Source organism: Streptomyces sp. NPDC028331, from assembly GCF_055565775.1.
On sequence record NZ_JBVHTR010000015.1, the window covers coordinates 19,894 to 38,680 of the forward strand.

Annotated in this window: 15 protein-coding genes; 3 read left to right on the forward strand and 12 right to left on the reverse strand. The window is 70.9% G+C overall.

Going from position 1 to position 18,787, the window contains the following annotated elements:
• Nucleotides 1-13 precede the first annotated feature (13 nt).
• Both ACZ4SW_RS22175 and ACZ4SW_RS22180 read right to left on the reverse strand, forming a co-directional pair.
• Entirely contained in the window at nt 14-1,438 is a 1,425-nt protein-coding gene (locus tag ACZ4SW_RS22175) for a non-reducing end alpha-L-arabinofuranosidase family hydrolase (RefSeq protein WP_468246942.1), read from the reverse strand.
• 613 nt (nt 1,439-2,051) lie between these two features.
• Nucleotides 2,052-3,236, reverse strand: coding sequence for an MBL fold metallo-hydrolase (locus ACZ4SW_RS22180; RefSeq protein ID WP_468246944.1), 1,185 nt, complete (start codon nt 3,234-3,236; stop codon nt 2,052-2,054).
• Between the two features lie 395 nt (nt 3,237-3,631).
• Between ACZ4SW_RS22180 and ACZ4SW_RS22185 the strand changes: the two genes are divergently transcribed.
• Together ACZ4SW_RS22185 and ACZ4SW_RS22190 are read left to right on the forward strand one after the other, a co-directional pair.
• Nucleotides 3,632-4,822: a Glu/Leu/Phe/Val dehydrogenase dimerization domain-containing protein gene (locus ACZ4SW_RS22185; protein ID WP_468246947.1), complete on the forward strand. Its 1,191-nt coding sequence runs from the start codon at nt 3,632-3,634 to the stop codon at nt 4,820-4,822.
• A 14-nt stretch (nt 4,823-4,836) separates the two neighbouring features.
• Complete coding sequence (locus ACZ4SW_RS22190) at nt 4,837-5,457, forward strand: TetR family transcriptional regulator C-terminal domain-containing protein (protein WP_468246949.1); 621 nt, start codon at nt 4,837-4,839, stop codon at nt 5,455-5,457.
• Nucleotides 5,458-5,676: 219 nt separating this feature from the next.
• Here the strand turns inward: ACZ4SW_RS22190 and ACZ4SW_RS22195 are convergent, their stop codons facing one another.
• Nucleotides 5,677-6,462, reverse strand: coding sequence for an SGNH/GDSL hydrolase family protein (locus ACZ4SW_RS22195; protein WP_468246951.1), 786 nt, complete (start codon nt 6,460-6,462; stop codon nt 5,677-5,679).
• Nucleotides 6,463-6,644: 182 nt separating this feature from the next.
• Nucleotides 6,645-8,717: an alpha-galactosidase gene (locus tag ACZ4SW_RS22200; RefSeq protein ID WP_468246954.1), complete on the reverse strand. Its 2,073-nt coding sequence runs from the start codon at nt 8,715-8,717 to the stop codon at nt 6,645-6,647.
• Nucleotides 8,718-8,909: 192 nt separating this feature from the next.
• Here ACZ4SW_RS22200 and ACZ4SW_RS22205 point away from each other — a divergent pair, with 192 nt between their 5' ends.
• The gene (locus ACZ4SW_RS22205) at nt 8,910-9,707 is read left to right on the forward strand and encodes a tyrosine-protein phosphatase (RefSeq protein WP_468246957.1); all 798 of its coding nucleotides are present in this window, start codon (nt 8,910-8,912) and stop codon (nt 9,705-9,707) included.
• A gap of 21 nt (nt 9,708-9,728) precedes the next feature.
• Here ACZ4SW_RS22205 and ACZ4SW_RS22210 read toward each other — a convergent pair whose 3' ends face one another.
• The 8 genes from ACZ4SW_RS22210 to shc all read right to left on the reverse strand — a co-directional run bounded on the left by ACZ4SW_RS22210 (nt 9,729) and on the right by shc (nt 18,766).
• Nucleotides 9,729-9,848, reverse strand: a complete 120-nt coding sequence (locus ACZ4SW_RS22210; RefSeq protein WP_388566235.1) for a DUF6126 family protein — start codon at nt 9,846-9,848, stop codon at nt 9,729-9,731.
• Entirely contained in the window at nt 9,845-10,480 is a 636-nt protein-coding gene (locus ACZ4SW_RS22215; protein ID WP_468246962.1) for a helix-turn-helix domain-containing protein, read from the reverse strand. The genes ACZ4SW_RS22210 and ACZ4SW_RS22215 overlap by 4 nt, the downstream gene beginning before the upstream one ends.
• Nucleotides 10,481-10,566: 86 nt before the next feature.
• Nucleotides 10,567-11,964: an aspartate aminotransferase family protein gene (locus ACZ4SW_RS22220; RefSeq protein ID WP_468246964.1), complete on the reverse strand. Its 1,398-nt coding sequence runs from the start codon at nt 11,962-11,964 to the stop codon at nt 10,567-10,569.
• A complete protein-coding gene (gene dxs, locus ACZ4SW_RS22225; RefSeq protein WP_468246971.1) occupies nt 11,961-13,907 on the reverse strand; it encodes a 1-deoxy-D-xylulose-5-phosphate synthase in 1,947 nt (648 codons plus the stop codon). The genes ACZ4SW_RS22220 and dxs overlap by 4 nt, the downstream gene beginning before the upstream one ends.
• Nucleotides 13,908-13,934: 27 nt before the next feature.
• Nucleotides 13,935-15,092 (reverse strand): flavodoxin-dependent (E)-4-hydroxy-3-methylbut-2-enyl-diphosphate synthase, encoded by a 1,158-nt coding sequence (ispG, locus tag ACZ4SW_RS22230; protein ID WP_468246976.1) that lies wholly within the window; start codon nt 15,090-15,092, stop codon nt 13,935-13,937.
• A 4-nt stretch (nt 15,093-15,096) separates the two neighbouring features.
• Nucleotides 15,097-16,119, reverse strand: coding sequence for an adenosyl-hopene transferase HpnH (gene hpnH / locus ACZ4SW_RS22235; protein WP_468246981.1), 1,023 nt, complete (start codon nt 16,117-16,119; stop codon nt 15,097-15,099).
• 5 nt (nt 16,120-16,124) lie between these two features.
• Complete coding sequence (locus tag ACZ4SW_RS22240) at nt 16,125-16,766, reverse strand: phosphorylase family protein (RefSeq protein ID WP_468246983.1); 642 nt, start codon at nt 16,764-16,766, stop codon at nt 16,125-16,127.
• Nucleotides 16,766-18,766, reverse strand: a complete 2,001-nt coding sequence (shc, locus tag ACZ4SW_RS22245) for a squalene--hopene cyclase (protein ID WP_468246991.1) — start codon at nt 18,764-18,766, stop codon at nt 16,766-16,768. The genes ACZ4SW_RS22240 and shc overlap by 1 nt, the downstream gene beginning before the upstream one ends.
• Between the last annotated feature and the right edge of the window lie 21 nt (nt 18,767-18,787).

An 18,787-nucleotide genomic window follows, 5' to 3' on the forward strand; every position in this document is an offset into this window, starting at 1 on the left:
TGGGGCGCGCAGGTCAGTGCTGCAGAGTGAGGACACCCGGTCGCCAGGGCAGTTGGTCGTAGGGGCCGGTCGCGGTGGGCGACTTGCCCTGGTAGAGGAACTGGAGATTGCAGGGGTCGATGGTCATGGTCTGGTCGGGGTTGTTGCGGACCAGGTCACCGTGGCTGATGTCGTTGGTCCAGGTGGCACCGCTGTTGGCCTTGCCGGCGAAGGGGTTGCTCTCGGTGGCGGCCTGCGGGGTCCATGAACCGTTCAGGCTGGTGGCGGTGAACGAGCGGAAGTAGCGCTGCTCATTCGCACCCCGCGCCTCGACGATCATGAGGTACTGGTTCCGGCCCTGGACCTTGTAGACCTGCGGCGCCTCGAACAGGTTTTTGGTCGTGTCGCTCATGACCGTCGTGTACGACGAGCCGAAGTTGCCGGGGAAGTTCCCGATCGGCATGCTCGCCCGGTAGATGCTGCCGTTGTCACCGGCGAAGAACAGGTACATGTTCTGGCCGTCGGCGATCAGGGTCTGGTCGATCGGGGCGGAGCCGGGGATGCTGCCGGTGAACAGCGGCTGCGGCGCGGACCAGCCATTGGGGTTGGTGGGGTCGCTCGACGTGCGGTAGACGAAGGGCGACGCACCCCACTGGGACGCCAGGACCCAGATGTTCTTGGGCGCGAAGTAGAACAGCGTGGGCGCCACCGCGGACTGGCTCATCCCGGTCTGGCCGGCCGACGCCATGTCCGACCAGTTCGTGAAGGGCTTGAACATCATCGAGCCGTACGACGATCCCGACACGTTCGATCCGTAGACCAGGTGCTTGCCGTTGTACACCACGTTGGTGAAGTCCTTCAGCGAGACCCACCCGTTCGCCGGCTGAGCCAACGGACCCGTCGACGTCCACCGGTATGTCGACGGAAGCGAACACGTGCCCGGCGGCGGGGTCGGCGTCCCGGACAGGCCGGTCCACTTCTGGTTGCTGCCGCCGTTGCACGTCCAGATCTCCACCGCCGTGCCGTTGGCCGTACCGGCGCCCGTGACGTCCAGGCACAGCCCGGACTCCACGCCGACGACCGTACCGTCGGAGTTCACGCGCCACTGCTGGTTCGCGCCGCCGGTGCAGGTCCAGATCTGCACCCGGGTACCGGCCGCGGTGGCGTGACCCGGAACGTCCAGGCACTTGTTGCCGTACACGGTGAGCTGGTTGCTGTCCGTCGACGTCCACTGCTGGTTGGTCCCGCCCGAGCAGTCCCAGATCTGCAGGTAGGTGCCGTCGGTCTGGCCGGCGTTCGGCACATCGAGACACCGGCCGGAACCAATGCCCCGCAAGGCGCCGCCGGTGGCCGCCTGAGCCGGGTCGGCGACGAGCGTCGCCGCCAACGCGACCAGGGCCGCGACCGCGGCGGCGAGCACCATGGACAGATGGCTGCGGCTGAAACTTCGTCTGCGCATGGGGACCTCGTGATCCGTGAGTCAGCGGTTCCGGCCGGCCCCGTCAGAGGCCGTCCGGACTGTCGATGTGGTGCGGTGCACAGCGGCCCGTGGGCACCGGGCCGACCCCCCGTGGCCTCCCGCTCCCCCGAGACCCTCTGCAAGACCGGTGGTGCCCGGTGTCTTGGGCATCGAGCGTCACCGAGCCGGGTGGACGGATCGAGCCGACTCCTAGAGATTGTCGAGTGCATGACATTTTCACATCTGCATCGTGCGATGGTCTCCTTGCGGCTCGGCCGTTCCCGTGGGCGTGACCCGGAGGTGCCCTGCTGCGCGAGTGGAGCAGACCTTACGTGTTGCGTGTTCGCAATACCGAACAAGGGTCGAAGTGTCGAGCAGTCAGGATGATAGGGAACCGGTGAACGGCGTCAATACCCCCCGCAAGTGGATCTTGGTCCGTCGATGTCACTCGGACACGCGCGCCTGCACGGCGAGCGGAGGGCAACGGTGGGAACTCGGACACCCGTTCCCGGCCCTGCCGACGCTGCGGCCCGTCAACGAGCCGCAGCGCTGCCCTCGCTCAGCCTCCGACAGGGCTCCAAGGAGGTTCCTCCACACCTCCGCTCGCCCGCGGTCAGCCCTCGCCCACGAGGTCGAGATCGTCACGAGACGCCACCGGAGTGACCTCCGGAACGGGCCACTCGCGGTTCAGCGGCACGGACACATCGCGCCACCACGGGCGCGTGGGGAGGACTCCACCAGGTTCGAAGGGCTGGCCCGGAACGGGGACGGCGACCGCCTGTCCGACCGCGTCGGCCGCGGCCAGCGTCCACTCCCCCGGCTCCGCCCAGGGGTGCGGCGCCAGGTTGAACGTGGCCCAGTGGATCGGCAGCATCACCCCGTGCGGCTCGCCGCCCTGGAGGTCGAGGTGGGCGCGCATGCCTTCCTCGGGGGTCATGTGGATGTCCGGCCAGAAATCGGAGTACGCGCCGATCTGGATCATCGTGGCGTCGAACGGGCCGTGTGCCGCCCCGATGTCCTTGAAGCCCTGGAAGTAGCCGGTGTCGCCGCTGTGGTAGACGCGATGCTCGTCCCCCGCCACGGACCACGACGCCCACAGCGTGTGCTGCCCGTTGCGCAGGCCGCGGCCGCAGAAGTGGCGGGCCGGGGTGGCGGTCAGGGTGAGGCCGCCCACCTTCGTCGACTCGTGCCAGTCCAGTTCACGCAACCGGTCCGCGGACACGCCCCAGTGCTCGAGGTGGGCGCCGACTCCGAGCGGTATCGCGAACACGGTGTCCGTGCCGGCCAGGGCCTTGATGGTGGGCAGGTCGAGGTGGTCGTAGTGGTCGTGGGAGATGACGACGACATCGACCGGGCCGAGGGCGGCCAGGGGCACCGGCACCGGGTGCAGCCTCCGGGGCCCGGCGAAGTCGAACGGCGAGCAGCGCTGCCCCCACACCGGGTCGAAGAGCACCCGGTGCCCGTCGATCTCGGCGAGAACGCTGGAGTGCCCCGTCCACGTCAGCCGCAGCCCGCTCGCCGGGGGCTCGGCGAGGTCGGCGTACGTCGTCGGGTGCACGGGGATCGGACCGGCCGGGGCACGGCGGGCGCGGTCCTCCTTGCGGAAGTACATCTTCGCCAGTTCCACCGCGGAGCCCCCCGAGGGGCGGGTCCGGGTGCCCTCCGGGTTCACGAAGGCGCCGTCCGCGAAGTGCGGCGATCTGCGGATGCGCGCCAGGCGCTCCCCGCCGGGATCCGCGCCGAAGGCTGCGGGCCGCAGCGCGCGAAGCCCATGGCTCAGGGAACCGATACCGGTCACGGCACCTCCAGTGGAGTCAATGAGGCCCCTCATTATGGTCGGCCCGTCCGGCAGTCCGGCTGGCCGTGTCACGGTGCCATGTCCCCGGCCTCGCAGGACGTGACGCGTCACGCGGACCCTGAGCGACGTCCGTGCGCGTCGGTCCGCCGTGTCCGTGTGAGCACTCACCACGGGGAGCGGCGCACTGGAGGTGTCCCATGGCCCGTATCTCCCAACTCCCCGGCGGACCCCCTTGTTCCGCGCCATGGAGTCCAGTTCCGCGCCATGGACGTTCCCGGCCGCTCCTGCCAGGGACTTGAGACGTCCGTGGGCGGGTGTCCGGCGGGTCGGACGCGCGGTCGGGCCCGTCTGCACGGGCCAGGCGCTACTGAACCCCCGTTCAGTACAGTGTGCGTATGGCCTTCGACCGGGACACCCCCCTCATGACGCTCGTGTGGACCGATCACATCACCGGACGGAAGGGCTTCCTCGTCGTCGACCGGCTGGTGCGGGGCGTCGCCAGCGGCGGGCTGCGGATGCGGCCGGGCTGCACGCTCGAGGAGGTCGCCGGGCTGGCCCGCGGCATGACCATGAAGGAGGCGCTGCACTACAACCCCGAGGGCCGGTACGTCCCCCTCGGCGGGGCCAAGGGCGGCATCGACTGCGATCCCCGGGCCCCGGAGGCGTACGGCGTTCTGGTGCGCTATCTGCGCGCCATGAAGCCGTACATCGAGAGCATGTGGACCACCGGCGAGGACCTGGGCCTCACCCAGGAGCTGGTCGACCGGGCGGCAGCCGAGGCGGGACTGGTGTCGTCCGTGCAGGCCCTGTACCCGCTGCTCGAGGACGAGGCGGCGGCCCGCAAGCGGCTCGCGGACGCGTTCGCGGTCGAGGTGGACGGCATCGGGCTGGACGGGCTGGTCGGCGGATGCGGTGTCGCGGAGTCGGTCCTGACCGTGCTGGACCGGGCCGGGGTGCCGTACGCGGGGACCCGCGTGGCCGTGCAGGGATTCGGCACCATGGGCGGAGCCACGGCGCGGTTCCTCGACCGGGCGGGGGTGACCGTCGTCGCGGTCGCCGACATCCGGGGCACGATCGCCAACCCGGACGGTGTCGACGTGGAGGCGCTGCTGGGGGCGCGCGACGCGTACGGGACGGTGGACCGGGCCGCGCTGCGCCCCGCCGACCGCGAGCTGCCGGGCAACGCCTGGCTGTGGGCGGACGCCGAGGTGCTGGTGCCGGCGGCGGTCTCGTACGCCGTCGACACCGCCAACCAGGCCCGGATCCGCGCCCGGTGGATCGTGGAGGCGGCCAACATGCCGGTGCTGCCCGCGGCGGAGGCGATGCTCGCCGCGCGCGGGGTGACCGTGCTGCCGGACGTGGTGGTCAACTCGGGGACGAACGCCTGGTGGTGGTGGACGCTGTTCGGCGACATAGGGCCCGACGCGGACGAGGCGTTCGCGTACACGCGGCGTTCGATGCGCGAGCTGGTCGGGCGGATGCTGGACCGGGCGGAGGCCGACGGGACGAGCCCGCGGGCGGCCGCGCACGCCCTGGTGGCCGACCGGCTGCCGGTGATCGCCGAACGGTTCGGGTGGTACCGGTGACATAGGGTGGCCGCGTGACGAGGGTGCGGTTGAGCGTCGCTCAGCGGCGCGAGGAGCTGCTCAGGGCCGCCGTCGAACAGATCGAGGCGCGGGGCGTGGCGGCCGTGCGCGTCGCGGACGTCGCCGCGGCCCTCGGAGTGAGCAACGCGCTGGTGCTGTACCACTTCTCGACGAAGGAGAAGCTGGTCGCGGAGGCCTTCGCGTACGCCGCCGAGGACGATCTGGCACAGCTGCGCAGGCTGCTCGGCCGCCGTACGTCGGCGCTGCGCCGGCTGCGGGCCGCGGTGCGCTGGTACGCGCCGACGGGGTCGGCCAAGGGCTGGCGGCTGTGGATCGACGGCTGGGCGGCGGCGTTGCGCGAGCCGGCGCTGCGGGAGGTCGCCCAGGACCTGGACCGGCAGTGGAAGGCCGCGCTCACGGAGGTCGTGGCGGAGGGGGTGGCCGCGGGCGAGTTCCACTGCTGCGACCCCGCCGGCGCGGCGCTGCGCCTGACCGCGCTGCTCGACGGCCTCGCCGTGCAGATGACGGTGTACGAGGGCGCGGTGTCGCGGGTGCGGGCGCGGGAGTGGGTGGACGAGGCGCTGGCGCGTGAACTGGGCGTGGAGCCCGGGGCGTTGACGTCGGCGCCAGGTTGACGCCGATCGCCCCCGCCCGGGCGCAGGGGGTTCGCCCCCGCCGTCCTCGCCCTCCCCGTGCCCCAGGGGGCTGCGCCTCCCAGGCACCCGCTGACCGCCTTGCGGCCTCGTCCTCACACTCCCCCGGGCCCTTCCAGCAAGGGCCCCGTACGGGCTGAACGATGCCGGCCGGTGGAGACCCCTCGGCGCCTGAGGCGTTCCGGGAGAGGGGTCCGAGCGTCACACGGCCTGCGTGATCCGCATCCTGATGTCGTCGGGTGACACCGTGCCCTTCGCCACCACCCGGTCCCCCGACGACTCTCCGCGCAGCCGGCGTCCGATCCACGGCACCAGGTGCTCACGCGCCCAGTGGATGTCGTCGCGCCGTACTTCGAACGTGCCGCGCGGCGGCAGGGGCGGCCACGGCTGGTCCGGGTCGGCCGGCACCTCGAGGCCGAGAACCTGGCCCGCCCGCAGGGCGACCCGGGTGTGTCCCTCGGGCGAGAGGTGCAGACGGTCGTCGTCCCAGGCGCGCCGGTCCTGCACGGACTTGAGCGACCACAGGTCGAGGACCGGGCAGCCGTACCGGTCGGCGATGGCCCGCACATGACCGTTGTAGGTGGCGATCTTGCCGCGCAGATGCTTGAGCACCGGCACGCCCCGCGTGTCGAACCCGGTGGTCACCATCACCGTGCCCACGGCGGACGTGAGGGCGGCGACGGCTCGCTCGAACCGCTCGGCGACCTCGTCCGGGTCGGTGCCCGGCCGGATGATGTCGTTGCCGCCCGCACAGAACGAGACCAGGTCCGGGGCCAGTTCGAGGGCCTTCGGGACCTGGTCCGCGACGATCTGGTCGAGCAGTTTGCCGCGCACGGCGAGGTTCGTGTACCGGAAGTCGCCCTCGGGACGCCGGTCGGCGAGGAGAACCGCGAACCGGTCGGCCCAGCCGACGAACTGCCCGTCGGGCCCCGGGTCGCCGACACCCTCGGTGAAGCTGTCCCCCACCGCCACGTACGACCCGATCACTGATCTGTTGTCATTCTTCGAATCGTCTGCCACATCGGTCCATGATTCACCTTGGGATGTGAGCTACGCGACCGTAGGCAGGGGTTGACGGACGGTGAGATAAACCACTCGCCGCATGTGCGTCGATCAGGAATAGGCCTCTGAGCTGCGGTGTTGGGCGAGCCGCCCGGCGCCTTCCCCGATCACGTGCGGCGCAGCCGGACGACCGTCGCGTCGAAGTCACCGCGCAGCGCCGGCCGCAGCCCGTGGTGCAGCAGGACCGCGCCCCGGTGCAGCTCGCCCGTCTCCCGGCATTCGTACGTCGCCGCCGGGTCGAGTCCGCGCAGCCGCAGCGGGGCGACCGGCTCGCCGTAGTGCTGGGCCTGGAGCCAGGCGAGGACCACGGTCTCGTCGCCGAGCACGTACTGCACCGCGCTGAGCCCGCCCGTCGGCGGTCGCAGCCGGTAGAGGTCGCCGCGCTGGACCACGGGCCGGATCTCCTTGTAGAGGGTGACCCAGTCCCGGGCCTCGGCCAGTTCCTCCTCCGTCCACTGGGCGAGGTCGCCGCCCACGCCCAGCACCCCGGCCATGGCGCTCACGAACCGGAAGCGCAGGCTGCTGACGCGCCCGTTGAGCTGGGTGTTGGGGCTGTCGGTGACCCAGGCGGCCATGACCCGCGCCGGGTGGATCTGGCTGAAGCCGTGCTGGATGGCGAGGCGGTCGAGCGGGTCGGTGTTGTCGGAGGTCCACACCTGGTCCGTACGGCTCATGACGCCCAGGTCGACACGTCCGCCGCCGCCCGAGCAGGACTCGAAGGCGACATGGGGGTGTGCGGCACGCAGGCGGTCCAGCAGGGTGTAGAAGGCGCGCACATGGTCGACCCACAGTCGCTGCGGGTAGGGCTCGCCGGGCCAGCCGGCGTCGGTGAAGCAGCGGTTGAAGTCCCACTTCACGTAGTCGACCGGGGCGTCGGAGAGCAGGGCGTCGAGCTGCTCCCAGAGGTACTCCTGGACGTCCTCGCGGGCGAGGTTGAGGACGAGCTGGTTGCGGAACTCCGTCCGCCTGCGTCCCGGCTGGTACTGCACCCAGTCGGGGTGGGCGCGGTAGAGGTCGCTGTCGGGGTTGACCATCTCGGGCTCGACCCAGATGCCGAACTGCATCCCGAGGGCGTGCACATAGTCGGCCAGCGGCTTGAGGCCGGAGGGGAAGCGGTCCGGGTTGGGCCGCCAGTCGCCGAGTCCGGCGCGGTCGCTGGTACGGGCACCGAACCAGCCGTCGTCGACCACGAACAGCTCGACCCCTATCGCCGCCGCCCGCCGCGCCAGCGCGCCCTGCTGCTCCTCGGAGATGTCGAACTCGGTCGCCTCCCAGGAGTTGTAGAGCACGGGGCGGTCCTGGTCCGCGTCCGGGACGACGTACGCGCGCTGGTAGGCGTGCCAGGCGCGGCTCGCGCCGCCGAAGCCTTCGCCGCTCCACAGTCCCGCGAAGACGGGGGTGGTGTACGTCTCCCCCGGCGCCAGGAGCAGCAGGCCCGAGTCGTCGTACCCGGCGCCGCCGGTGATCTGCACCCGGGCGTCCGGGAGCTGGGCCACGGCGATCCGCCAGATGCCCGACCAGGCGAGCGCGCAGCCGTAGACCTCGCCGCGCTCCTCGGTGGCGTCCGTGTCCAGTGCGACCCACGGCAGGTGCTGGTGGCCGGTGTGGCCGCGGCGGCTGCCGATGACCTTCTCGCCGTAGGTGAGGCCGGACCGCACCAGCCGGGACTCGGCCGCCCAGCGGCCGTGCAACTGGGAGAGGTGCCAGCCGTCGCGCTCGGGCAGGGTCCAGGTGGCGGAGTCGGCGCGCAGGAGCTCGACGGGGGCGGAGCCGTCGTTGACCGCCGTCACCCAGCGCTCTACGACATCGCCGCGCATCCGGTAGTGGAGGGTGATCCGGAGTCCGGTGTCGGTGAATCGCAGCCGCAGCTCGTCGCCGTCGGCCTCGTACGCCTCGAACGCCCACTCGGTGCCGCGGCGCTCCTCGGTGCGCACGGACAGGGCGGGGCGCACGAAGCGGGGGCCGCCCTCGACCGGGTACTCCTCACGGCCGTCGAGCGGAGCCTCGAAGGGCCGGTACCGCGGTGCGGGCAGGGCCGCGAGCGCCTCGGCGTCGGCGAGGGCGATCCGCGGGCCCCAGTGCAGGTGGACCGGCGTGTCGTCCTCGGTGAGCCGCAGGGCGTAACTGCTCGTGGGCCCGGACAGCAGCCAGGTGCGGCCGTCCTCGGCGGTCTCCAGCATCACATGCCCCCACATATTCGAACAGGTGCGATCAGGTACGGACATCATGGGGTGTGGAGTGCCTCGCGGGCAACGGTCTCCGATCGCTCGTGCGGTGCACTGCCGCGGCGGACCGCCTGTTCACACCGTGCCGTATCGTCGAGGCGCGGCCCGTCGGCGAGCAGCGCCGGCGGACGGATGGGAGGAGCCCTCGTGACGCAGCAGGTCCCGTCTACCGAGCCCGAGCTGACCGGCGTACGCAACTTCCGGGACGTGGGTGGTCTGCCGACCGTGGACGGGCGGCGGGTGCGGAGCGGAGTGCTCTTCCGCAGCGGACATCTCGCCCACGCTACGGAGCAGGACGCGGCCTTCCTCACCTCCCTGGGCCTGCACACGATCTTCGACTTCCGCAACGCGGCGGACAAGAAGCTGGAGGGCCCGGACGTCGAGTTGCCGGGCGTGCGGAACGTCAACCTGCCGCTGACCGACCCGGCGCACGGCGCGGAGTTCTGGAAGATGGTCCGCGACGGGGACCTGGAGCAGCTCCGTGAGCTCCTCGCCGACGGCAAGGCGGAGCGCCGGATGATCCTGTCGTACCGCACGATCGTCAAGGAGCGCACGGCCGAGCACTCCCAGGTCCTGCACGCGCTGGCCGAGGACAGTGTGCCCGCGCTGATGCACTGCGCCGCGGGCAAGGACCGCGCGGGACTGTCGATCGCGGTGACGCTCCTCGCCCTCGGGGTCGAGCGTGAGGCGATCGTCGCCGACTACCTGGAGTCGAACGCGAAGCACCGCCGGTACAAGGTGTACCGCAACGGTTCGTCGGCCGACGCCTACTCCCCCGAGGTGATGGAGCTCCTCAGCCCGCTCTTCGAGGCGCGTGCCGAGTATCTGGCGGCAGCGCTGGAGACCGTCGAGGAGACATGGGGCGATGCCGACGCCTATCTGGAGAAGGGGCTGCGGATCACGCCCGCGGTGCGGGAGCGGCTGCGCGACCGGTTGCTGGACTGACTTGCCGTCCGGGGTGGGCGCTCACTTCGCGCCCACCTGGAACAGCAGGTAGATGAAGGCGGCGAACAGGTGGCCGACCGCGATGTAGACGATCAGCCGCACCCACAGGCCGCGCGGGAACTTCTCTTCCATGTCGGTCATGGCGTCTCTCCGGGGGTGGGACCGACGCACAGTGCGGCGGTCGGGCTCTGCAGCAGGGTGTGGACGAAGAGCAGCTCCGTGCCGTCGTGGTCGGCGGCGGCGAGGCGGTGCGGGGTCAGCGAGTCGAAGTGCGCGCTGTCGCCGGGGGCGAGGACGTGCGTGGTGTCGCCGAGGCGCAGCCGCAGCCGCCCCCTGAGGACGTACAGCCACTCCTCGCCCGGGTGGACGCGCACGATGTCGCCCTGGGTGCCGTGCGGGATGTGGACCCGCAGGGCCTGCATACCGCGTCCGGCCCCGCCCGCCTGCCAGTACGTCCAGCCGCCCGCCCGGGTGGGCTCCATGTCGGCGGCGCGCACGACGGCGTCCCGGTCGGCGACGGTCTCGCCGAGCAGTTCGGAGACGGTCGTACCGTAGATACGGGCGAGTGCCAGCAGCATCGGCAACGAGGGCTGACGCCGGCCGGTCTCCAGGCGGGACAGGTGCGCGGGCGAGAGCCCGGCGGCTCGGGCCGCGGCCTCCAGGGTGAGCCCGGCGCGGCGGCGCAGCGCACGGAGCTGCGGCGCGACGGCGGGCAGGTCCTCGGACGGCGCGTCCTCGGCCCCGGTGCCGGGGTCGGTCTCGGGAGAGCTCATGCCTCCATTGAGCCGGAGCTTTGCCTCAGCGGCAAATTTCTTGCCTGTGAGGCAAAAACTCCGGCTCGCGGAGGGTCAGCGCGGGGTCAGCGGTTCGCGACCGCCTGCTTGATCAGTGTCTTGCCGAAGTCCCACACCAGGCCGCCGCCGTGCGCGTCGTCCATCACCGCGGTGAAGGCGTCCATGAACCGGTCGACGTCCGCCTCACCGATGATCAGCGGCGGGATCAGCTTGATCACCTCCAGGTGGTCGCCGGAGACCTGGGTGAGGATCCGGTGGCGTTGTAGCAGCGGCACGACCACCATCTGCGCGAACAGGCCCTTGCGGGCGGCCTGGAGCATGGTCCACCGGCTGCGCAGCTTGAGCGAACTGGGCCGGCCGAACTCGATGCCGATCATCAGGCCCCGCCCGCGGATCTCACTGAGCATCTCGTACTTGTCGACGAGCTCGGTGAGCCGCGACTTCAACTGCTCCCCGACGGCCCGGGCGTTCGCGACGACCTGCTCGTTCTCCATCACGGACAGGACGGCGAGCCCGGCCGCCATCGCCTGCGCGTTGGACCCGAAACTCGCCGAGTGCACGAGGACCCGGTCCATGGACGAGTAGACCTTCTTGAAGATCCAGTCCTTGCCGAGGGTGGCGCCGACCGGGACATAGCCGCCGGAGAGGGCCTTGGCCACGCACACCAGGTCGGGTTCCACACCGTCCTCGTGCTGGTGGGCGTAGAAGTCGCCGGTGCGGCCGAGGCCGGTCTGCACCTCGTCCGCGATGAGCAGGGCCTTGTGCCGGTGCAGCAGCTCCTGCGCCGCGCGCAGATAACCGGGGGGTGTCTCGTGGACGCCCTTGCCCTGGATCGGCTCCACGATGAGAGCCGCCACGTCCCCCTTCTTCAGCTCCCGGGCCAGGGCGTCGAGGTCGCCGAGCGGGACGGCGGTGTCGGGCAGCAGCGGGGCGAAGCCGTCGCGGAAGCCGGATTCACCGTTGACGGAGAGGGACCCGGTGGTCAGCCCGTGGAAGGCGTGTGTGCAGTACAGGATCCTGGGCCGGCCGGTGGCGTACCGGGCGAACTTCAGTGCGGTCTCGACCGCCTCCGTTCCGCTGTTGCCGAAGAACACCCGGTCCAGGTGCGGGCTGTGGGCGAGCAGCTTCTCCGCCAGCAGGCCGGGCAGGGGCTGGCAGTCGAAGCGGGTGAGGTCGGCGAGCTGGGCGTCCAGCACGTCGTGCAGCGCCTTGCGGACCACGGGGTGGTGGCGGCCGAGGCCCATCACCCCGAACCCGGCGAGCATGTCCAGGTAGTCGTTGCCCTCCGCGTCCCAGAAGTGGGCGCCCTCGGCCCGCTCGTACACCTTGTCGAAGCCGATGGTGTGGAGCATCCGCGGGAGCTGGTGGTTGAGGTACTTGGCGTGCAGCTCGTAGCGCTCGGCCCCGCGTTCGGCCAGGAGCGCGCCGAGGTCGAACCCCTGTTGCCCGGTGGAGGTGGTCATTCCGCGTTCACTTTCTCCTTGGCCGGCACATCCTCGGACAGCACACCCTCGGACAGCACACCCTTGGGCGGCTCGCCCTTGGCTGCCAGGCAGGCGCTGATGCGGCCGGCGATCTCCACGGGCGTGAGGCCGATGTCGGCGAGCACCTCGCTGCGCTTGGCGTGCGCGAGGAACTGCTCGGGGATCCCGAACCTCCGCACCGGTACGTCGACGTCCGCGTCGCCGAGCGCGAGGGCGACCGCGGAGCCGACGCCGGCGGAGCGGCTGTTGTCCTCGACCACCGCGACGAGCCGGTGCTCGGCGGCCAGGCCCGGCAGGGAGGGGTCCACGGGCTTCACCCAGCGGGGGTCGACGACCGTGCATCCGATGCCGCGGGCCTGCAGCAGGTCGGCGGCCTGCAGGCAGACGGGCGCCATGACGCCGACGGCGACGAGCAGCACCTGCGGCGCCTCGTCGCGGTGCAGCACGTCCAGGCCGCCCACCCGGTCGACGGCCGGGATCGCCGGGCCCACCGACTCCTTCGGGAACCGGATCAGGGTCGGCGCGTCGTCGACCGCGACCGCCTCCCGGAGCTGGGCCCGCAACTGGTCGGCGTCGCGGGGCGCGGCGATCCTCAGGCCGGGCACGACCTGCAGGACGGACATGTCCCACATGCCGTTGTGCGACGGCCCGTCGACGCCCGTGACCCCCGCCCGGTCCAGGACGAAGGTGACGCCGCAGCGGTGCAGGGCGACGTCCATCAGGAGCTGGTCGAAGGCGCGGTTGAGGAAGGTCGCGTAGACGGCGACGACGGGGTGCAGCCCTCCGGTGGCGAGACCGGCCGCGGAGACCGCCGCGTGCTGCTCGGCTATGCCCACGTCCCACACCCGGTCGGGGAACCGCTCGGCGAACTTGCCGAGGCCCACCGGGTGCAGCATGGCCGCCGTGATCGCCACGACGTCCTCGCGCTCCTCGCCGATGCGGGCGATCTCGTCGCCGAAGACCGAGGTCCACGACGGGGCCTTGGGCGGTGCGAGGGGCTCGCAGGTGCGCGGGTCCATCACGCCGACGGTGTGGAAGTGGTCCTCCTCGTGGGCGAGGGCGGGCTCGTAGCCGCGGCCCTTCTCGGTGAGGCAGTGGATGAGGACCGGGCCGTGAAAGCGTTTGGCGCGGCGCAGCGCCGACTCGACGGCCCGGATGTCGTGTCCGTCGATGGGACCGACGTACTTCAGACCCAGGTCCTCGAAGAGGCCCTGCGGCGCGAACGCGTCCTTGAAGCCCTTCTTCGCGCCGTGCAGGGCCTCGTAGACGGTGGAGCCGATGACGGGGGTGCGCTGCAGCACCTCCTTGCCCCAGGCCAGCACCCTCTCGTAGCCGTCGGTGGTGCGCAGTGCGGCCAGGTGGTTGGCGAGGCCGCCGATGGTGGGCGCGTAGGAGCGCTCGTTGTCGTTGACGACGATGATCAGCGGGCGGTCCTTGGCGGCGGCGATGTTGTTGAGCGCCTCCCAGGCCATGCCGCCGGTGAGCGCGCCGTCGCCGATGACGGCGACGACGTGGCCCTTCTCCCCCTGGACCTGGCGGGCCTTGGCGAGCCCGTCGGCCCAGCCGAGCGCGGTGGACGCGTGGCTGTTCTCGATGATGTCGTGCTCGGACTCCTCACGCGACGGATACCCGGACAGACCGCCCTTGCCGCGCAGCTTCGAGAAGTCCTGACGTCCTGTCAGAATCTTGTGCACATAGCTCTGATGGCCGGTGTCCCACAGAATGCGGTCGACCGGCGACTCGAAGGCCCGGTGGAGCGCGATGGACAGTTCCACCACCCCCAGATTGGGCCCCAGGTGACCGCCGGTCCTGGCGACCGCATGGATCAGGAACTCCCTGATCTCCTCGGCCAGTCGACTGAGTTCTGCCTCGGACAGCGCCTTCAGGTCGCGTGGTCCCCGGATGTTCTCCAGTATGGTCACGCCGGGCCCCCTCTCGGTCCGTGCTGTTCAACTCACGGTGACGGCCGGCGCTCCCGGCGCGACGCCGTCCTTCTCCATCCGCTCGGCGATCCTCATCGCCTCCTCGATGAGGGTCTCCACGATCTTCGACTCGGGCACGGTCTTGACGACCTCGCCCTTGACGAAGATCTGGCCCTTGCCGTTGCCGGAGGCGACGCCGAGGTCGGCCTCCCGTGCCTCCCCGGGGCCGTTGACCACACAGCCCATGACCGCGACCCGCAGCGGCACCTCCATTCCCTCGAGGCCGGCGGTGACTTCGTCCGCCAGCTTGTAGACGTCGACCTGGGCGCGCCCGCACGACGGGCAGGAGACGATCTCCAGGCGCCGCTGCTTGAGGCCCAGGGACTGAAGGATCTGGATGCCGACCTTGACCTCCTCGGCGGGGGGCGCCGACAGCGACACCCGGATCGTGTCGCCGATGCCCTGGGAGAGCAGCGCGCCGAACGCCACCGCCGACTTGATCGTGCCCTGGAAGGCGGGACCGGCCTCCGTCACGCCGAGGTGCAGCGGGTAGTCGCACTGGGCGGCGAGCTGCCGGTAGGCCTCGATCATCACGACCGGGTCGTTGTGCTTGACCGAGATCTTGATGTCCCGGAAGTCGTGCTCCTCGAAGAGGGACGCCTCCCACAGGGCGGACTCCACGAGCGCCTCCGGGGTCGCCTTGCCGTACTTCTTCAGCAGCCGCTTGTCCAGAGAACCCGCGTTCACCCCGATCCGGATCGGGGTGCCGTGGTCCTTGGCGGCCTTGGCGATCTCCTTGACCTTGTCGTCGAACTGCTTGATGTTGCCCGGGTTGACGCGAACGGCCGCGCAGCCGGCCTCGATCGCGGCGAACACGTACTTCGGCTGGAAGTGGATGTCCGCGATCACCGGGATCTGCGACTTGCGCGCGATCGTCGGCAGGGCGTCCGCGTCGTCCTGCGTGGGGCACGCCACGCGGACGATCTGGCAGCCGGACGCGGTCAGCTCCGCGATCTGCTGCAGGGTGGCGCCGATGTCCGACGTACGGGTCGTCGTCATCGACTGCACGGACACCGGGGCCCCGCCCCCGACCGCCACCGGCCCGACATGGATCTGCCGCGACATGCGCCGCTCGGCGATCGGCCGGGCCGGTACCTCGGGGACGCCCAGAGGAACGGCGGTCATCTCGTCACCCGTTGTTCTGCTGGACGGTCTCGCGCATCGCCCGCAGGGACTCCTTGAGGGAGCCCATGGTGGCGAGGACGGCGGTCGGCTCGTAGCCGCAGTGCGCCATGCAGTTGGCGCAGCGCGGGTCCTTGCCGCGGCCGTACTTGTCCCAGTCGGTCTTCTCGATCAGCTCACGGTACGTCGGCACGTACCCGTCGCTCATCAGGTAGCAGGGCCGCTGCCAGCCGAAGAGCGAGTAGTTCGGGATCGCCCACGCCGTGCACGGGAAGTCGACCTTGCCCTCGAGGAAGTCGAGGAACAGCGGCGAGTGGTTGAGCCGCCAGCGGCGGCGGTTGCCGCCCGCGAACGCCTTCTTGAACAGCTCACGGGTCTGCTCGACGCCGAGGAAGTGCTCCTGGTCGGGCGCCTTCTCGTAGGCGTAGGCGGGCGAGATCATCATCTCGTCCACCTTCAGGTCGTCATTGAGGTAGTTGAGGACCTCGATGACGGTCTGCGGGGTGTCGGTGTTGAAGAAGGTCGAGTTGGTGGTGACCCGGAAGCCGCGCCGCTTGGCCTCCTTGATGGCCTCCACCGCCTCGTCGAACACGCCCTCCTTCGCCACGGACTCGTCGTGCCGCTCGCGCAGACCGTCGATGTGCACGGCGAAGGCGAAGTACGGGGACGGGGTGAACTTGTCCATCTTCTTGCGCAGCAGCATGGCGTTGGTGCACAGGAAGACGTACTTCTTGCGCGCCACCAACTGCCGTACGATCTCGTCGATCTGCGGGTGCATCAGCGGCTCGCCGCCCGCGATCGACACCATCGGCGCACCGGACTCCAGCACCGCTCCCACGGCCTGCGCCACCGGCATGCGCTGCTTGAGCACTCCCGCCGGGTGCTGGATCTTGCCGCAGCCCTCGCACTTCAGGTTGCAGGCGTAAAGCGGTTCCAGCTCCACGATGAGCGGAAACTTGTCCCGCCTGCGCAGCTTCTGTTCGAAGAGATAGGTCGCCACCTTGATGGACTGGCGCAGCGGCATGGCCATCTGGCTCACCTCCTGGGGAGCAGCAAAGATCGGTGCCATTCAAAGAAAACAGGCAGTACGGCACGAAGAACACGGAAAGCTGATATTCCACCGCGAACGGTGCCGATGCGGACGAGTTCATGTTCTGGAGCGTCCACGACCACCCGGACGGCCGCAACCGGGCGGGCGCCCGTGCGGACGGCGCTCAGGAGCGTGGCCGCGGACTCCATGTCGACCGCGATCGCGCCGGTCGCGAGCAGTTCCGAACGCTCCTGACCACGGACGACGTGGTCCGAGCCGGTGAGCGGTCCGGTGTGGACGGTGCGCCCCGGGACGGCGCGTGCGAGTTCCTTGACGAGCAGGTCGGTTCCCTCGCAGGGGGTGATGCCGCGCGGATCCCGGGTCTCCTCGGCGACGACCAGGTCACCGGGGTGCATCCCGGGCGCCAGTCCCGCGCAGAAGCCGGTGGCCACGACGGCCGCATGGGCGAACCCGGGGTCGCCGAGCGCCCGGGTGACCGACCGTTCGGCCGCCCGGGGTCCCATACCCGTACGGAGCAGTGTGACGGGCCCGTCGGCGCCGCTGTGTCCGCCGCTGCGCAGGGCGAGGTGCTCGATGCCGAGGGCGCAGGCGATCAGCAGCGGGGCCGGATCGGGCTTCTCGCTCATCAGCTCCCCTTGGCCTGGGCGAACGGCTCGCCGTGGACGTAGCGGCCGAGTGCGGTGAGCGGGAAGACCTGCCGGTAGAGGTGGTAGTTGATGGAGAAGTCCCAGGGGAAGCCGGTCCCGGTGAAGTACGGCTCGTCCCAGGAGCCGTCCTCCTTCTGGGTGTGGGCCAGGAACTCGATGCCGCGCTCGACGGTCTTGGACTCGCTCTCCCCCGCGGCCAGCAGCGCCAGCAGGGCCCACGCCGTCTGCGAGGCGGTGGAGGCGCCCCGGCCGCTCCACTGACGGACGTCCTTGTAGGAGCGCAGGTCCTCGCCCCAGCCGCCGTCGTCGTTCTGCACGCTCTCCAGCCAGGCGACGGCTCGGCGGATCGCCGGATGCGCGGCGGGGATCCCGGCGGCGACCAGGGCGGGCACCACCGATCCGGTGCCGTAGATGTAGTTGACGCCCCAGCGCCCGAACCAGGAGCCGTCCGGCTCCTGCTCGGCCAGCAGCCACTCGATGCCGCGGCGGGTGCGCGGGTCGTGGGCGAGGCCCTCGACCGCGAGCATCTCCACGACGTGCGCGGTGACGTCGGCGGACGGCGGGTCGATGACCTCGCCGAAGTCGCAGAACGGCAGCCGGTTCGGGAACGGGCTCGTGTTGTCGACGTCGAAGGCGCCCCAGGCGCCGTTCTTCGACTGCATGCCGAGGTTCCAGCGCACCCCGCGCCCGATGGCCTGCTCCATCCGCTCCGGGTCGTGGTGCTTCACCCGGCGCAGCGCGAGCACGACCTCGGCGGTGTCGTCGATGTCGGGGTAGTTGTCGTTGTGGAACTCGAACGCCCAGCCGCCCGGCGGCAGCCCGGGCCGGCGCACCGACCAGTCGCCGGGGCGGACGATCTGCTCGCCCAGCATCCAGTCGGCCGCCTTGACCAGCTGGGGGTGGTCGGCGGGCAGGCCCGCGTCGGCGAGCGCGATGGTGGCGAGGCAGGTGTCCCACACCGGGGACTGACAGGCCTCGATCATGCGGGCGCCGTCCTCGCGCCAGACGGCGAAACGGTCCAGCGACGCGATGCCCTCACGCATCACCGGGTGCTGGAGGTCGTAGCCGAGCAGGTGCAGGGCGATGACCGAGTACACCGCGGGCGGCTGGATCCCGCCCCAGCAGCCGTCGTTCTCCTGCCGCTCGATGATCCAGCGGGCGGCGCTGTTCATGGCGGCCCGGCGCAGCCGGCGCGGGGCGACCTTGCGGAACTGGTGCAGCGCCTTGTCGAGCCGTTGGAACACCCCGTCCCAGCTCGCCACCGGGGCGAGCCCTCTGACCGGGTTGGGGTCGTCCGGGTCGGTGTGCAGTTCGTCGAGCGGGAACGGCGCGGGCCGCACCGGGCGCTTGGCGGAGACGATGGTGAGCGGCACGATGGTCTGCCGTGCCCAGCAGCCGAAGTCGTAGATGTTCAGCGGCATCCACTTCGGGAACCAGATCAGCTCCGGCGGGAGTTCGGGCAGGTCCTCCCATTTCCACCAGCCGAACAGGGCGAGCCAGATCCGGGTGAAGACGCGGGCGGCGGCGATGCCGCCCTGCTCGCGGATCCAGGCGGAGGCCTTGGCCATGTGGGGTTCGTCCGGCGCGTCGCCGGCCAGGCGCAGGGCGACGTACGCCTCGATGGTGGTGGACAGTTCACCGGGCCCGCCGTAGAAGGTGGCCCAGGTGCCGTCGTCGCGCTGCTCACCACGGATGTAGAGGGCGGCGGCGTGGGTGGTCTTCTCGTCGCGGATACCGAGGAACTGGCGGAGCATGAGGTCCTCGGCGTCCATCGTGACGTTGGTCTCGAGGTCGCCCTTCCACCAGCCCTGGGCGTCCTGCCGCGCGAGCAGGAAGTCCGTCGCACGCCGCATGGCGCGCTCGGCGGCATCTCGAGTGCCGACCGTCCCGGCCGCCTCCGGGAGCGGTTCGCTGGTTTCGCTGGCCGCGGCAGCGCGGGGCGGCAGGGCCCCGGGGCTTCCGTCGGTCGTCGCTGTCATGGCTTCCCCTTCGTGCAGTCG

What these genes read in the sequence shown, in the direction of transcription:
- ACZ4SW_RS22175 (WP_468246942.1), bottom strand. Translation starts at nt 1,438, where the DNA reads ATGCGCAGACGAAGTTTCAGCCGCAGCCATCTGTCCATGGTGCTCGCC.
- ACZ4SW_RS22185 (WP_468246947.1), top strand. Translation starts at nt 3,632, where the DNA reads ATGGCCTTCGACCGGGACACCCCCCTCATGACGCTCGTGTGGACCGAT.
- ACZ4SW_RS22200 (WP_468246954.1), bottom strand. Translation starts at nt 8,717, where the DNA reads ATGCTGGAGACCGCCGAGGACGGCCGCACCTGGCTGCTGTCCGGGCCC.
- ACZ4SW_RS22210 (WP_388566235.1), bottom strand. Translation starts at nt 9,848, where the DNA reads ATGACCGACATGGAAGAGAAGTTCCCGCGCGGCCTGTGGGTGCGGCTG.
- ACZ4SW_RS22215 (WP_468246962.1), bottom strand. Translation starts at nt 10,480, where the DNA reads ATGAGCTCTCCCGAGACCGACCCCGGCACCGGGGCCGAGGACGCGCCG.
- ACZ4SW_RS22220 (WP_468246964.1), bottom strand. Translation starts at nt 11,964, where the DNA reads ATGACCACCTCCACCGGGCAACAGGGGTTCGACCTCGGCGCGCTCCTG.
- ispG (WP_468246976.1), bottom strand. Translation starts at nt 15,092, where the DNA reads ATGACCGCCGTTCCTCTGGGCGTCCCCGAGGTACCGGCCCGGCCGATC.
- hpnH (WP_468246981.1), bottom strand. Translation starts at nt 16,119, where the DNA reads ATGGCCATGCCGCTGCGCCAGTCCATCAAGGTGGCGACCTATCTCTTC.
- ACZ4SW_RS22240 (WP_468246983.1), bottom strand. Translation starts at nt 16,766, where the DNA reads ATGAGCGAGAAGCCCGATCCGGCCCCGCTGCTGATCGCCTGCGCCCTC.
- shc (WP_468246991.1), bottom strand. Translation starts at nt 18,766, where the DNA reads ATGACAGCGACGACCGACGGAAGCCCCGGGGCCCTGCCGCCCCGCGCT.